13 protein-coding genes are annotated in these 14,110 nt (G+C 64.3%); 5 read left to right on the forward strand and 8 right to left on the reverse strand.

What is annotated here, in order from left to right:
- Together ACM14_RS06340 and ACM14_RS06345 are read left to right on the forward strand one after the other, a co-directional pair.
- The coding region (locus ACM14_RS06340) for a LysR substrate-binding domain-containing protein (protein ID WP_065345653.1) at window positions 1-717 on the forward strand (717 nt) is incomplete at its 5' end.
- Between the two features lie 55 nt (window positions 718-772).
- The gene (locus tag ACM14_RS06345) at window positions 773-1,276 is read left to right on the forward strand and encodes a flavodoxin family protein (RefSeq protein WP_013802753.1); all 504 of its coding nucleotides are present in this window, start codon (window positions 773-775) and stop codon (window positions 1,274-1,276) included.
- A gap of 58 nt (window positions 1,277-1,334) precedes the next feature.
- On the opposite strand, the gene ACM14_RS06350 is transcribed toward ACM14_RS06345, so the two are convergent.
- The 4 genes from ACM14_RS06350 to ACM14_RS31410 all read right to left on the reverse strand — a co-directional run bounded on the left by ACM14_RS06350 (window position 1,335) and on the right by ACM14_RS31410 (window position 4,872).
- On the reverse strand, window positions 1,335-2,543 hold the full coding sequence (locus tag ACM14_RS06350; protein ID WP_254662005.1) for a hypothetical protein: 1,209 nt from the start codon (window positions 2,541-2,543) through the stop codon (window positions 1,335-1,337).
- Window positions 2,544-2,683: 140 nt separating this feature from the next.
- Window positions 2,684-3,145: a hypothetical protein gene (locus tag ACM14_RS06355; protein ID WP_065345655.1), complete on the reverse strand. Its 462-nt coding sequence runs from the start codon at window positions 3,143-3,145 to the stop codon at window positions 2,684-2,686.
- A gap of 3 nt (window positions 3,146-3,148) precedes the next feature.
- Window positions 3,149-3,757 carry a peptidoglycan recognition family protein gene (locus ACM14_RS06360; protein ID WP_013802750.1) on the reverse strand — a complete coding sequence of 203 codons (609 nt, stop codon included), beginning with the start codon at window positions 3,755-3,757 and terminating at the stop codon, window positions 3,149-3,151.
- 887 nt (window positions 3,758-4,644) lie between these two features.
- Entirely contained in the window at window positions 4,645-4,872 is a 228-nt protein-coding gene (locus ACM14_RS31410) for a hypothetical protein (protein WP_139093384.1), read from the reverse strand.
- Between the two features lie 417 nt (window positions 4,873-5,289).
- Here ACM14_RS31410 and ACM14_RS30500 point away from each other — a divergent pair, with 417 nt between their 5' ends.
- Window positions 5,290-6,069, forward strand: coding sequence for a hypothetical protein (locus ACM14_RS30500; protein WP_227468592.1), 780 nt, complete (start codon window positions 5,290-5,292; stop codon window positions 6,067-6,069).
- Between the two features lie 325 nt (window positions 6,070-6,394).
- Here the strand turns inward: ACM14_RS30500 and ACM14_RS06370 are convergent, their stop codons facing one another.
- On the reverse strand, window positions 6,395-7,333 hold the full coding sequence (locus ACM14_RS06370) for a DMT family transporter (protein ID WP_065345656.1): 939 nt from the start codon (window positions 7,331-7,333) through the stop codon (window positions 6,395-6,397).
- Between the two features lie 145 nt (window positions 7,334-7,478).
- Here ACM14_RS06370 and ACM14_RS06375 point away from each other — a divergent pair, with 145 nt between their 5' ends.
- Entirely contained in the window at window positions 7,479-8,411 is a 933-nt protein-coding gene (locus tag ACM14_RS06375) for a LysR family transcriptional regulator (RefSeq protein WP_065345725.1), read from the forward strand.
- Here ACM14_RS06375 and ACM14_RS06380 read toward each other — a convergent pair.
- Genes ACM14_RS06380 through ACM14_RS06390 form a run of 3 tightly spaced genes read right to left on the reverse strand, consistent with a single transcriptional unit; the run spans window position 8,408 to window position 11,692 of the window.
- Entirely contained in the window at window positions 8,408-9,973 is a 1,566-nt protein-coding gene (locus ACM14_RS06380; RefSeq protein ID WP_065345726.1) for an ABC transporter permease, read from the reverse strand. The genes ACM14_RS06375 and ACM14_RS06380 overlap by 4 nt on opposite strands.
- Entirely contained in the window at window positions 9,964-10,788 is an 825-nt protein-coding gene (locus ACM14_RS06385; RefSeq protein WP_065345657.1) for a phosphonate ABC transporter ATP-binding protein, read from the reverse strand. The genes ACM14_RS06380 and ACM14_RS06385 overlap by 10 nt, the downstream gene beginning before the upstream one ends.
- Before the next feature lie 19 nt (window positions 10,789-10,807).
- Complete coding sequence (locus ACM14_RS06390) at window positions 10,808-11,692, reverse strand: putative selenate ABC transporter substrate-binding protein (protein WP_065345658.1); 885 nt, start codon at window positions 11,690-11,692, stop codon at window positions 10,808-10,810.
- Between the two features lie 582 nt (window positions 11,693-12,274).
- Between ACM14_RS06390 and lldP the strand changes: the two genes are divergently transcribed.
- Window positions 12,275-13,957, forward strand: coding sequence for an L-lactate permease (gene lldP, locus ACM14_RS06395; protein WP_065345659.1), 1,683 nt, complete (start codon window positions 12,275-12,277; stop codon window positions 13,955-13,957).
- Window positions 13,958-14,110 lie beyond the last annotated feature (153 nt).

The following is a 14,110-nucleotide window of genomic DNA, read 5'->3' on the forward strand; positions in this document are numbered from 1 at the left end:
GGGCACGGGGTGCTTCTTGCTGGCCTGGGCCGCCGCTTCGTGGTGCGGGCGCCCGAAGGCATTGCCGTCGTCTTCGGTGCCAGCCTCTCGCGTGCGCTGGAGGCGGAAATGCCGCTGGCCAGCCTGCAGTTCCTGCCCGAAACCCATGCCGACCCGGGGGCCCTGCGCGAAGGCCGCATCGACCTGGATGTGGGCAGCTTTCGCAGCATGGACCCGGAAACCGAGAGCCTGGTGATATCGGAGCAGATCCTGGTGGGCGTCGTGCGCGCCGGCCATCCCCTGTTGAAGTCCGCCAGAAAGTCGCAACGGCTGAGCGCCGAGCAGTTCGCCGCCGCGCGCCACGTCGGCATCACCCAGCGCCCGGGCGAAAGCTCGCCCGTGGACGCTGCCCTGGAGGCGCTGGGCCTGCAGCGGCAACTGGCGCTGCTGGTGCCCAGTTCGTTCTCGGCCCTGATTGCGGCCTCCCGCACCGACCTGGTGGCCTGCGTGCCGACACGCACGGCGCATGGCATGGCCGCATCGCTGGGGCTGGTGGTGTTTGCCCTGCCCATCGACGTGCAGGTGCAGCCCATGCGCATGGCCTGGCATCCGCGCCATCAGGCGGATCCCGCGCATCAATGGTTGCGCGACTGCATTCAAAGGCAGCTCGATGATCCGCAATGGATCAGGCCTTCCGTGGCATCGCTGACGGATGGGGCCGGCAGGGGGGTTACCTGACCCGCTCCGTGGCGGGAGCTGCCCGGTTCTCCCACCATCGGTCTATGCTCGCGGCATGAACGCAAGCAAGACCCTGCTGATCGTCTACCACTCCATGACCGGCGGCACCCGCCAGATGGCCGAGGCCGCGCGCGACGGCGCAGCGGCCGAAGGCCAGGGCGTGCAGGTGCGCCTGCTGCACGCCTCCGAGGCCGGCCCCGACGATGTGCTGTCCGCCGACGGCTACCTCTTCGCCACCCCGGAAAACCTGGCCGCCATCAGCGGGCAGCTCAAGGACTTCTTCGACCGCAGCTACTACGCGGCGCTGGATCACCTCAATGGCCGGCCCTATGCCAGCCTCATCTGCGCGGGCAGCGACGGCCAGAACGCCGCCCGCCAGATCGCCCGCATCGCCACCGGCTGGCGCCTCAAGCCCGTGGCCGAGCCCCTGATCATCTGCACCCACGCCCAGACCACCGAAGCCATCCTGGCACCCAAGCGGATTGCCGCAGCTGAGCTGGAGCAGTGCCGGGCGTTGGGGGAGGCGATGGGGGCCGGGCTGGCGCTGGGGGTTTTCTGAGGGTTGCCAGCATCTTGGGTGCCCTACATTTCTTGGTGGCCCGGTCGCCCGGCGTTGTTCAGCCGAACAGGCGCGACCAGAATCGGCCTTTTCCACCCACCTGCTGCCGGGCTCCCTGCATGTGGGCGCGTATGCCGAGCAATTGGGCATCGCCCGGATCGTGGCGCAGGGCGATCTCGACCAGTTCAGGCTGAAGGTGCGAGGCCTTGAGCTGGCCCAGGGCCCTGAGGGCGGTGACCTTGTGCGCATGAACGAAGCTCATGCTGCGAACTTCCCATTGCGCTTGCTGTTGCTGCGGCGAAAGCTGCGCATAGCGGCGCTCGGCTTCGGCCACGATGTCGAGGACGTCCTGGTGGTGGCTGGTCTCGTTGAGATAGGCGCATGCGGTCTGCGCGCAGTCCAGATACAGGCCGGTATCAAGCGCGTAGTCCTCCATCAGCAGCAGTGACAGGTCGGTGGCTTGCTTGCGGTTCCCCAGTTGCCGATAGGCATGGCGCAGGTTTTCCAGCAGGGCCTGGAAACAGGTCTGCTGCAGCCCGGCTTCGAGGACGGCGGCCGCCTGCTCGTACTGTTCCTGCGCGTTGTACAGCACGCCCAGGTTGTTGCAGCACATGGCATAGGTGTGGATGTCCAGCGCGGTGGGCGCGGCCTCCTGGCCGTTTGCCGGCGTGCCGGCGCTGGCGAAGCGCTCCAGACAGCGTTCGTAGAGTGTGGTCTGCAGGCGCTCGATTTCCTGCAGGGCCGCTGCATCCGTGTCGGGGCGCTTCCACTTGCCCACGGTCACGCCGGCCGTGTAGTAGTCGGGTGCCGCCGGGCTATCAGCCAACTCGGGATAGGAAAAGATGCTGCGCCAGGGCACGGCATGCTCCATCTCGAAAATGCGGGCTTGCAAGTCCACCTGGGGCTGCAAGGCATGAGACTTGCGGTAGGCCGCCAGCGCGGGCTCGGGTTCGTCCAGCCAATAGTGGGCACTGCCCAAATAGCGGTGTCCATAGGCATTGCCTGGTGACATTGCCAGTGCGCGCTGCGCCCATTCGCCGACTTGGCGCAATGCCGCACTGCGGTCCTCGGTGAATTGGTCACTGGAATCGAGATACACCAGGCACAGCATCAGCCATGACCATTCGCTACCCTGGCCTGATTCGGCAGTGGCCTGAATGCTGGTCAAGAGGCTGGCAATCGCTTCGTTGTCCAGATGGCTGAAAACCGTGGTGCCGGACCATAGCGCATGCATGCGCGCGTGGTCGCCCTGGCTGAAGGAATGCATTCCTTGGGAAATCAGTCGGTCCATGGTCTGTTGGGAATATTGCGGAAGGCGCCATCGTATCCGCTGTGTTTGACAGGAGGATGGGGCGCCACTCAATCGGAGTGATAAGACGCCTTTGTAGACAATGTCTGAACAACAGGTCAAAGCCCCGTCAACTGCGGCAATGCCTTCTCGCAGGCCTTGCGGCACAGGTAGCGCAGGTCCTGTTCACCATCTTCACTGCGCAGGTAGCCGGCACCGGCTGCGTTGATGTTCCATTCATAGACTTTGCCCGAGCGCAGCAGCCGTCCGCTGAAACTGCAGGGCAGGATGATGGCTTCCTCATGGAAGCTGCCAGCCGAAACTTGCTTTGCCGTCGCGAAATAGCGGGCCACGTCGGCGGCGTCCAGGCTGACTTTCTCGCATCCCATGGTCTCGCCCGTGCCTACGGACCGGTTGACCGGGCCGATGACGGAAATGGGCGCCGCCTTGGCCGCGTGTTTGGGCGTGGATGTGGAAGTAGATGAGGCCTGCAGCGGCGCATGCAGGCACAGCATCACGGCAGCCCAGGCGGTAATGCGCAGGCTGCGAGAGGGATTGTTGAAAAGCTGGCTGGATGGCATGGCTCAGGCTCCCGTGAAGATGTAGCGCAGCAATTGGGCGCCTTCGGTCGCTTCCTTGCGGGCAATGGCGCCGTGGGAGTAGACATCGGACAGAAGCTTGAGCTTGTAGTGGTCCACCAATTGCTGGGTCAGCCATTTGGTCTGGAACAGCTGCGATTGGGTGGGCGCCTCGTAATCCTTGGTCGATGGCAGGAAACGGCCCACCACCTCGATGCCCACGGAGTCGCTGTTGGCCGGATAACGCAACGGATAGGCCTTTGTGTTCTCGTGCGATGACACATTCTTGGCCCGCTTGCTGAAGCTCAGGCCCTTTTGGTGCAGCAGGGCATTGATGTTCTTGAGTTCCGTGGGATCGCAGGTGCTCTCGTTGACGCAGCGCGGCTGAAGAATTCCCACATGCCAGCAGATCTTTTCCAGACTGGCGGTTTGGTAGATCTTCCCGTCCTTCTCGATCAGAAAGTGCGCCCCCGTCTTCTGGCCGCTCTTGTAGGCATTGAGCACGCTGGCGGCCGTGGACGAGTCAGTGCGGTGTAGCACGATGGATGTGACGGACAGCAAGGCGCCGTGCTCTATTGACGGATAGGTCTTGACTTCGACGCTTTTGTCTACCATCAATCCTTTTTCGATAGTGGCCAACTCATTTCTCCCTCTTTATTCCGACTGGTTGCGGGTGGCTGGAAAACCGGCACAGCATACAGGTTTATTAGATAGAAATAATTCGAAATGTACGACAGACTCTGCTGATTGAAATATGTTGAAACAATTGACTTGGGTTCATGAAGGATTGATGAATCGCAGAAATGTCCTGCATTCCGTCACGCCCAGTGGCAGCGAAGTGCACCGCCTGCGCGGTGACCCATAAAAGCGCCGCAATGGGAGGCACCGGCGGCAGACCAATGGCAAGGCCGGGAAGTTGCGTCCGGGCCTGAGCTTTTGCAGTCGTCTTGCTAACAGGTTTGAAGAAGACCCATCAGCCAGCGCGCAGAACGTCCGGACAGCAGCCATTGGGAGCCATTAAAGCAGCGATCCTGGGCAGAAGGGGCAGCTTGTCCAGCATCATGGCGGCGAGCAAGAGGGCAAGGGCGGCGGCGCCGCGCAGCACGCGGCCTCAGACGGGGAGATTTCGCTTCAGGCAGAACATGGACGGGCCTTTATAAGTATTGGCTTTGCCTGGAAGCCGGTGGTCACCAAGAAGGTTCAGAGATTTCAACGGTTTCTATGGCTGGCTCAGATTGTTCTGGTGTTCCCGCAACGCAGTCTTGGGGTGTCGGCTTTCAGTTATTTCCACCAGCCGGCCGCCAGCACTGCTGCCATGGTGCTGGCCATGCCGGCCCATTGCGTGGCCCATGGCCCGACGGTGAAGCGGGTCAGGTCTACCAGCAATATCATGGCCGGATAGATAAAGGAAAGTGCGGCAGGCTGGATCGGGCACGCACCGGATCCGGCACGCGAAGTATCCGTGCCGCCCCTCTGCGTAGAGATCGTGCGTAGAGCCACATTCAGCGGGAGAGCAAGATGAAGAGATGCACGTGGGAGGGTATGGTGAAATGTGCATACGGTACAAGGCGCTTGCCATAACCTCGTCGCCCCGGGAAATCAGTTGTCCTATTGTTGTGCCCGGCGAACTGAGGCAGTGCACCACCATATTTGCGGCAGATGCCCATGTCATTGGCTGGCCTGAAAGTGAGATGTTGTATCTCTTCGTCGATCGCACCGATCGTATTCATAGAGAATCTCTTTCGTCAACATGACCTCAACATGACCATCTCCATGAGGGACGTGAGATGCATGGTCGTGCCATTCGCCATCGATACCCCCACTTCGCCTTTGGTAAGGAAACGATGAGTGAATGGGGCTTGCATTGCATTCGTGCTTGTGGCACCCACAGTCAAGGCTATAGATTGTATTGTGGTGAGTGAGTGCTTATTTTGCATGTTGGATAATTATTGGTTTGCTAACTGTTTGTCCAGGGAAAAAATGGGGGTTTGCAAAAATCTTCATACCGAGTTAGGCTTGTCGCCTCGACGCAGTTGAGAAAAATACGACAGAGCAATGATGCTTGTTAGGTGTCTTAAGTGAGTGTGCCAACTAATTTTTGAAACTCAGTGGGAATGGTATATGGGAAAATATACTGAGCGCATGAAATGAAAGGAGTTGAAAAAATAAAATTAAGTCGGTGTGGTTTTAAAATTATTGTACTTGAGGAGATTTCCGTAATGAAGATTGCATATGTTGGTTGTGCGGTAGTTTTTGCTTCTTTCTTGTCGTCGAATGCATTGGCGGAAGGGTGGATCGGTTCCACGTCCAATACCTATACCGATGGCGCTCACATAGAAGGATGGGCGTGTAATCCGGCAACGCCTGGCGTTTCCGGATGGGTTCACTTCTGGAGCGGTAGTGCAGATAATAAATTCCTAGGTGCTTTGCATGCAAATATCCCACGCGAGCAGGCGGTAGGAAATATATGCGGAGACTCCGGTGTGCACGGTTTCAGTGGAACTCTGGATGTGCCATATGCCGAACGTGATGGGAAAAGGCATAAAATCGTAGCCTACTTCATCAACGAAAATGGACAGCCACCGTTGTTGCTGCAAAACCATGCCTATATGTGGCTGGATGGCGGATATACGTTGCAGACAAGAACTGAGTGTAATGGAGCCAATCCTGCGCCGGGGCATTGGGTCAAGAAAGCTGTTGGCGGAAAGTGCACACTGCACAGTAGTGTAGGCGGTATCACGTGGGCTCTGAACACGACGCATGCCTTCATCAGCAATGCGCCCTCGGGTTACCAGCTTGAGGCCTGTGAGCCAGGTCCTGCCGGATGGACGACTCTGAGCACAAACCCCTCATCCTCCAATTGCATGAGGATTGATCCTTATGCGAACATTGTTACCAGCCCCAGCTACATCATCAAGAAAAATTGATGATTGACAGTTTCCGGTTGATCTGGTTTCCTTAAAATCCGTGGTAACTTCAGGATCTTGGGGTAAAGACCTTTGTCTCTGATCCTGCAGTTACTCTATTGCACGAATTTCGCAGGTGCATGCTATTTCGCACGGTAAATTTGAACTCTCTCGTCTATTTTGAGAATCCGCTATTGGGGTAGTGGATTTCTCGTGACGAGGATGATGGTTTTGGGGTTTTGATGTCGATCATGTTTTTCCGATCAGGCCGAAAACGATTCTGATCGTGCTCCGGAAAACCTGGGCGTTCGCACCAGATTACGTTCGGCTTGTTTGCGCTGGACCGTCAGGATTGGCCCGTGAGCCGATGCCCCAGCACCGCCACCACAATGCAGCCCATCCCGACCCACTGTGCGGCTGACGGAACAGCGCCAAACCAGGCCAGGTCCACCAGCAAGGCCATGGCGGGGTAGACGAAGGACAGTGCCGCAATTGCGGGCGCCGGCAGCCGCTGGAATGCGGCATACATCACCGTGTACATGAAGGCCGTATGGACCAGCCCCAGGGTCAGCACCATGGAGGCGGCCCGCGCTGACAGCAATTGAGGGCTGGCTGCTGCGATATGGGTGAGCAGTGGCAGGGCCCACAGGCTCAGCACCAGTCCGCCCGCCAGCATCTGCAGCATGGCGATCTGGGCCGAGGGCATGTGGCCCAGGCGGCGCGTGGCCACCGTGGTGCCTGCGTAGAGTGCGGCGGCCAGCAGGGCCAGGGCCACGCCGACCCACGCGCCTGTTCCAGCATGCGATGCATCCATGCCGTCCAGCCCGACCAGGCCGCTGCTCAGCGCCACACCCAGCAGGGCCAGCAGCAGCCAGGGCAGCTTGCGGCGTTCGACGGGCTCGCCCTGCAGCGCCGAAAGAGCCAGCAGCATGAAGGGCTGCACGTGATAGACCACGGTGGCCACGGCGATGGAGCTGTAGTGGTAGGCGCTGAAGAGGGCGACCCAGTTCAATACCAGGGCGATGCCGCCCCCGGCCAGCCACAGCCATTCCCGGCCTTGGGGTCTGACCCATTCACGCCGCCAGGCCAGCCACAGGCCCAGGCCCAGTGCGCCCAGCACGCAGCGGGCGAATACGACCAGCAGCGGCGGCAGCGCGCTTTCCACGACGAGCAGGCCGATGGTGCCCGAAAGCGCCATGGCCAGCAGCATGCGCCAGGTGCCGCCCTGGCTGGTTCGGGACCGTGTGGGTGAGGTTGCAGAGGTGAGGCCGGGGCTGTGGGACATGGTGTCGATTCCTGGGCGCGCTTCGGTATGGAGCGCATGGGCGTATCTTGCGGACCTTGCAATCAATCAACAATCCACCAGTCATTCAAATTAATATTGCCTGCCATGCAACAAATACCGGAATAGCGCCTTGCCCGATACCGCCATGCCCCTGGATGAAATGCTGGTCTTCGCCCGCGTGGTGGAGCACCAGAGCTTTGCGGGCGCGGCCCGGCAATTGGGGCTGACGACCTCGGCCGTGAGCCGCAGCGTGGGGCGGCTGGAGGCGCACTTCGGGCTGCGGCTCATGCAGCGCACCACGCGCTCGCTGTCGCTGACCGAGGCGGGGGCCGAGATCCACCAGGCCTGCCTGCGGCTGGTGGCGGATGCACAGGCCGTGCAGGCGCTGGCCGGCCAGCTGCGCCAGCAGCCGCGCGGGCTGCTGAAGATCAGCGCCCCGGCCGTGCTGGGCGATCTCTGGCTGTCACTACTGCTGCCGGGCTTTTGCGCGCGCTGGCCCGAGGTTCAGGTGCAGGTGGACATGACGGACCGCATGGTGGACCTGGTGGCCGAGGGGCTGGACCTGGGCCTGCGCATCAGCGTGCCGGGCCAGATCGCGCCGGGGCTGGTGGCGCGGCCGCTCAAGACCATCCGCTATGTGCTGGTGGCCACGCCCGGCTATCTGGCGCGGTATGCGCAGATCACGGAGCCCGGGCAACTGCTGGCGCATCCCTTCATCAGCCTGGGCTACGGGCAGTTCCAGAACGAGGTGGAATTGCGCCCGCTCCACCCTGCGGCCGCGCCCGCCACGCGGCTGCTGGTGAATACGCCCATCACCATTGCCAGCAGCCTGGGCATCATCCACGCGCTGCAGCAGGGGCCGGGCATAGGCGTGGTGGCCGACTTTGCGGCGCAGGCGGCGCTGCAGGCCGGGCAGCTGGCGCCCGTGCTGCCGGGCTGGGCGCTGTGCGGCAAGTACGCGCCGCGCGTGGTGCATGCGGTCTATGCGCCCACGCGCCATGTGCCGCTGAAGCTGCGGGCGCTGATCGACTACCTGGTCGAGGTGGAAGGCGAGGGCGCCGCGGCCTCCACCACCTAACCCATGCGCCTGCGCAGCGCCGCGCTGGCCCAGTCCACGGCCACGGACAGCGCCAGCATGGCGATGATGACGGTGCTGGCCTGGGCGTAGTGGAACAGCGACAGCTCGAAGTACAGCAGCTGCCCCAGCCCGCCCGCGCCCACGAAGCCCAGGATGGCGGCCATGCGGATGTTCATCTCCCAGCGGTACAGCGTATAGGCCAGCAACTGCGGCGCGGCGCCGGGCAGCGTCGCGTAGAGGAAGGCCATAGCGCGGCCGCTGCCGGACAGGCGCAGCGCTTGGGTGGGGGCGGCGGGCTGGTTCTGCAGGGCCTCGGCATACAGGCGCCCCAGCACGCCGGCCGTGTGCAGCGCCAGCGCCAGCGCGCCTGCGAACGGGCCCAGGCCCACGGCCAGGGCGGTGATGGTGGCCCAGACCAGCTCGGGCACGGAGCGCAGCACGTTGAGCACCAGGCTCCAGGGAGCGCGCCAGCGCGGCAACGCCAGCAGCAGGCCCAGCACGGCCGCCAGCAGGGTGCCGACCACGGAGATCGCCAGCGTCTCCCACACGCCCACGGCCACCTTGCGCAGCCATTCGGCGCTGGTGTCGGGCGGGAAGAAGCTGATGACGAACTCCAGCATGGACCGGCCCGCCGCGCCGGTGAACAGCGAGGGCATGTCCATCTCCAGCATGGCAAAGCTGGCGGCCACGCCCAGCGCCAGGGCGGCGCAGGTGAGGGCGCTGCGCCAGCCCCAGGCGCTGGCACGCGCGGCGGGTGGCGTGTCCAGCGCGCGGCGCAGGCCGCGCGAGAGCAGGTCGGCGCCCCAGACCAGCAGCATGAAGGTCAGCAAGATGGTGGAGGCCTCGCCGCCGTTGAGCATCTTCATGGCCTGGTCCATGAGCTGGCCCAGGCCGCCCGCGCCCACAAAGCCCATGACCACCGAGGCGCGTATGGCGCACTCCCAGCGGTAGACGGTGTACGAGGTCAGCTCGCGCGCGGCCTGGGGCAGCAGGCCATAGAGCATGGCCAGCGGCCGGCGCACGCCGGCCTGCGCCAGGGCGCGTGCGGGTGCGGGGTCGGCCGATTCCAGGATTTCCGCATAGACCTTGGCCAGCATGCCGCCATAGGTCAATCCCAGGGCCAGCACGCCAGCGGCCGGCCCCAGGCCGAAGACGCGCACGAAGACCAGGGCCCAGACCAGTTCGGGCACGCCGCGCAGGATGGTGAGCAGGCCGCGCGTGACGGGGTTGAGCGCGCGCCGCTCGCGCGCGGCGCCCGTGACGAGGTAGGCCAGCGGCACGGCCAGCACAAAGGCCAGGGCCATGCCGGCCGTGGCAATGGCCAGGGTCTCCAGCGTGGCGCGGCCCAGGTAGCCGAGGAAGTCGCGCCCGGTCTCGGGCGGCAGAAACGTGGCCAGAAAGCGGCCTATGACCTGCAGGTTGCCGGGATCGAACAGCGCACCCAGGCTGAAGCCCGCGCCCTGGAACAGCGGCCACAGAACGACGGCGGCCAGCACCAGGGCGCCGAGGCGGCGGGGCGCGGCGGGGTCACGCAGCGCGTGCAGATCGGAACTCAACGGCATGCGGATGCGGACAGCGGTGCGGCAAAGGCGGCGGGCGCGGGTGTCCATGCAGTGCCGGAGGGATCATCTCCAGGATGCTCGGACCCATACAGCGCACGCAGGTGTTCCTGCGTGACTTCAGCCGCCGGCAGGTCGAAGGCGATGGCGCCATCGCGGATGCCCACGATGCGCGCAAAGCAGGCCAGCGCCAGGTCCACGGCATGCAGGCTGGCGACCAGGGTGGCGCCGCGCGCGGCCGCTTCGTGCACCAGCAGTTGCACGGTGGACAGGGCCAGGGCCGGGTCCAGCGCGGCCACGGGCTCGTCGGCCAGGATGAGCTCGGCCTGCTGGTAGAGCACGCGGGCGATGCCCACGCGCTGCAGCTGCCCGCCAGAGAGCTGGTGGCAGCGCGCGAACAGCTTGTCTGCCAGCTGCACTCGGGCCAGGGCCTCGCGCGCGCCGGCAATGTCCTGGGGGTAGATCAGCGAGGCCAGCGCCTTCCAGGCCGGCCACCGGCCAAGCCGCCCGGCCAGCACGGCCGTGACCACGCGCTGGCGCGGCGGGATGGGCGGCGCCTGATGCACCGTGCCGATGCGCGCGCGCAGCAGCCGCGGGGCGCCCGCGCTGGACGCAGGCACCTCGTCGCCCAGCACGCTGCGCCGGCCCTGGCTGGGCGCCAGCGCCGTACCGATGACGGACAGCAGCGTGGTCTTGCCCGCGCCCGAGGGGCCGATCAGCGCAATGGCCTCGCCCTGGCGTGCGGCCAGCGTCACGCCGCGCAGCGCAATGCCGCCGCCGGCGTGGGTCAGGCCCACGCCTTGCAGTTCAAAGCTCATGGATTGCGCCTGCTGCGGCTTACTTGAGCAGGCCGGCCGACTTGGCGGCAGCCTCGATGCCTTCGTAGTTCGAGGCCTGGGTGGGCACGAAGCGCGCGGCGCGCTGCAGCTCCAGGATGGCCTTGTGCTCGGGCTTGGCCGGGTCCAGCGCCAGGAAGGCGTCGGTCAGCTTCTTGACCAGGGCCGGGTCCAGGTCGCCGCGCACGGTCCAGTTGTAGTCGAAGTAGGGCGGCGTGGTGGCGAACACGCGCACCTTGCTGGTATCGACCTTCTTGCTCTCCACCAGCTTGTCCCAGACCGATGCGTTGAGCACGCCGGCCTCGGCCTTGCCTGCGGCCACGAAGGCCACGGTGGCGTCATGCGCGCCGGAGAAGGCCACGGTCTTGAAGTCCTTCTCGGGGTTGATGCCGTCCTGCTGCAGGAAAAAGCGCGGCATCAGGCTGCCCGAGGTGGACGAGGGCGCGCCAAAGGCAAAGCTCTTGCCCTTGAGGTCGGCCAGGGTCTTGATGGCGGGGTTGGCCGTGATGAACTTGGAGGTGAACTTGGCGTCTTCCTCGCGCTGCACGATGGGGATGGCCGTGCCGTTGGTGCGGATCTTGGCCTGCACGAAGGTGAAGCCGCCCAGCCAGGCCAGGTCCAGCTTGCGCGTGGCCAGCGACTCGACCACGGCGGCGTAGTCGGTCACGGGCGTGAACACCACCTTCATGCCGGTCTGGGCCGAGAGGTACTTGCCCAGCGGCTCGAACTTGCGCTGCAGCTCGGTGGGAGCTTCATCCGGGATGGCCGAGACGCGCAGCACGGCGGGTTCGGCGGCCAGCGCAGGCAGGCTGGACAGGGAGGAGGCGGCCAGCACGCAGGCAGCCGTCTGGCGCAGCGCCGAGCGGCGCGCAGGAATGTGGTTCATGGATGGGCTCCGTTCAATCAGCCACCGCCGTCCGGATACACGGCGGTTTAATGGGCGCCCGGGATGACCGGGCGCCGAAGGTACAAGGGCGGTACACCGACCGCTGAGGCTGCATTGTAGGGAGCGGGCTTTTCCGTTGGGGACGTCAGGCATGAGCGCCGGACCTGCGGGCACAGCGCTGCCGCCGATCTTTTTCCCGCGTGCGCTGCGTTTGTGCACCGCCTGGGGCCTTGCCTGGCGGGGACTTGAATATGCGTTGCACCAAAACATCCATGATTGGTCTGACCAATAAACATCGTGGTGCATTATCTGCACTCTTTTAGGTGTTTACCCTGTTCATCTGCTCACTTGAAAGCTCTGAGAATCGCACCACTTCGCGCAATGGTCTGAATTTTGGTTTAATTGGTTGGACCAATTTGCCAATGGCCCACAAGGCGCCAGCGCGGGGAACACTCCCGGTCACCGTTGCAGCCAGCCAGCAGACATCCTGTGCGGATCGCACCGCATGCCAACGCTGCGACGAGAGGGAGTGGCCGACAAGGGGCGCTTACCGCGCCCTCCCCATCATCTAGAGACACGGTCATGCAAACCATCTGGCAGCAGAACTACGATCCCGCCGGGAACATCTGGATCTCGGCGCTGATCGCGCTGATTCCCATCATCTTTTTCTTCCTGGCGCTGACCAGGTTCCGTCTCAAGGGCTACCAGGCCGGCACCGTCACCGTGGCGCTGGCGCTGGGCGTGGCGCTGCTGTTCTACAAGATGCCCGTGAGCGCGGCACTGGCCTCGGCCGTGTACGGCTTCTTCTACGGCCTGTGGCCCATCGCCTGGATCATCGTGGCGGCCGTGTTCCTCTACAAGATTTCGGTCAAGACGGGGCAGTTCGACGTGATCCGCTCGTCCATCCTGTCGGTCACGCCCGACCAGCGGCTGCAGCTCATCCTGGTGGGCTTTTGCTTCGGCGCCTTCCTGGAGGGCGCGGCCGGCTTCGGCGCGCCCGTGGCCATCACGGCCGCGCTGCTGGTGGGCCTGGGCTTCAAGCCGCTGTACGCGGCCGGGCTGTGCCTGATCGCCAACACGGCGCCCGTGGCCTTCGGCGCCATGGGCATTCCCATCATCGTGGCGGGGCAGGTCTCGGGCGTGGATGCATTCGCCATCGGCCAGATGGCCGGCCGCCAGCTGCCCTTCATGACGGTGCTCGTGCTGTTCTGGCTGATGGCCATCATGGACGGCTGGCGCGGCGTCAGGGAAACCTGGCCTGCGGTGCTGGTGGGCGGCGGCTCCTTCGCCGTGGTGCAGTTCCTCACGGCCAACTTCATCGGCCCCGAGCTGCCGGACATTACCTCGGCCATCGTCTCGCTGGTGGCGCTGACGCTGTTCCTCAAGGTCTGGCAACCCAAGCGCATCTTCCGTTTCGACACGGAAGGCGAGGGCGGCAAGGCTGCGGCAGTTGCAGCACCGGCCATCACCTCCGGTGCACCGCTGACAGCAGGCGCCGTCATCAAGGCCTGGTCGCCCTTCATCATCCTCACGGCCATGGTGACGATCTGGAGCATCAAGCCCTTCAAGGCGCTGTTCGCCGCAGGCGGCCCGCTGGCCTCCACCGTCATCAACATCCCCGTGCCCTTCCTGCACAACCTGGTGGAGAAGACGCCCCCCGTCGTGGCCGCCGCTGCGCCCTACGGCGCGGTCTACACCTTCAACTGGTTGCTGGCCACCGGCACGGCCATCCTGATCGCGGCGCTGATCACCATCACCTTCACGCGCCTGTCTCCCGCCAAGGCCGTTGCCACGCTGGGCGAGACCTTCAGGGAACTGGCCGTGCCGATCTACTCCATCGGCATGGTGCTGGCCTTCGCCTTCGTGGCCAACTACTCGGGCCTGTCGGCCACGCTGGCCCTGGCGCTGGCACACACGGGCCAGGCGTTCACGTTCTTCTCGCCCTTCCTGGGCTGGATCGGCGTGTTCCTCACGGGCTCGGACACTTCGGCCAACGCGCTGTTCGCCGCGCTGCAGGCCACCACGGCGCAGCAGCTGGGCCTGCCCCAGGTGCTCACGGTGGCGGCCAACACCACGGGCGGCGTGACGGGCAAGATGATCTCGCCCCAGTCCATCGCCATTGCCTGCGCGGCCGTGGGCCTGGCAGGCCGGGAGTCGGACCTGTTCCGCTTCACGGTCAAGCACAGCCTGATGTTCGCCGTGATCATCGGGGTGATCACGACGCTGCAAGCCTATGTGTTTACGTGGATGATTCCTGGGTATTGACATGAAACACCCCCTGAGTCGCTGCGCGCCTTCCCCCTCTCTACCCGCTTCGCGGGGGAGGGGGACGACACCCTCGCGGCGGGGCGGCCCTTGCTCGGTGTCCCTGGCTTGGGCAGTGCGGGTTTCATGCGATGAGGCTGGCGCATAGCGCCG

This window comes from Delftia sp. JD2 (assembly GCF_001682645.1).
In the GTDB taxonomy this organism is placed as follows: Bacteria; Pseudomonadota; Gammaproteobacteria; order Burkholderiales; family Burkholderiaceae_C; genus Comamonas; species Comamonas acidovorans.

Excerpts from the sequence above, each read along its gene's own strand:
- ACM14_RS06345 (WP_013802753.1), top strand. The coding sequence starts at position 773 with ATGAACGCAAGCAAGACCCTGCTGATCGTCTACCACTCCATGACCGGC.
- ACM14_RS06350 (WP_254662005.1), bottom strand. The coding sequence starts at position 2,543 with ATGCATTCCTTCAGCCAGGGCGACCACGCGCGCATGCATGCGCTATGG.
- ACM14_RS06355 (WP_065345655.1), bottom strand. The coding sequence starts at position 3,145 with ATGCCATCCAGCCAGCTTTTCAACAATCCCTCTCGCAGCCTGCGCATT.
- ACM14_RS06360 (WP_013802750.1), bottom strand. The coding sequence starts at position 3,757 with ATGGTAGACAAAAGCGTCGAAGTCAAGACCTATCCGTCAATAGAGCAC.
- ACM14_RS31410 (WP_139093384.1), bottom strand. The coding sequence starts at position 4,872 with ATGAATACGATCGGTGCGATCGACGAAGAGATACAACATCTCACTTTC.
- ACM14_RS30500 (WP_227468592.1), top strand. The coding sequence starts at position 5,290 with ATGAAAGGAGTTGAAAAAATAAAATTAAGTCGGTGTGGTTTTAAAATT.
- ACM14_RS06370 (WP_065345656.1), bottom strand. The coding sequence starts at position 7,333 with ATGTCCCACAGCCCCGGCCTCACCTCTGCAACCTCACCCACACGGTCC.
- ACM14_RS06375 (WP_065345725.1), top strand. The coding sequence starts at position 7,479 with ATGCCCCTGGATGAAATGCTGGTCTTCGCCCGCGTGGTGGAGCACCAG.
- ACM14_RS06380 (WP_065345726.1), bottom strand. The coding sequence starts at position 9,973 with ATGCCGTTGAGTTCCGATCTGCACGCGCTGCGTGACCCCGCCGCGCCC.
- ACM14_RS06385 (WP_065345657.1), bottom strand. The coding sequence starts at position 10,788 with ATGAGCTTTGAACTGCAAGGCGTGGGCCTGACCCACGCCGGCGGCGGC.
- ACM14_RS06390 (WP_065345658.1), bottom strand. The coding sequence starts at position 11,692 with ATGAACCACATTCCTGCGCGCCGCTCGGCGCTGCGCCAGACGGCTGCC.
- lldP (WP_065345659.1), top strand. The coding sequence starts at position 12,275 with ATGCAAACCATCTGGCAGCAGAACTACGATCCCGCCGGGAACATCTGG.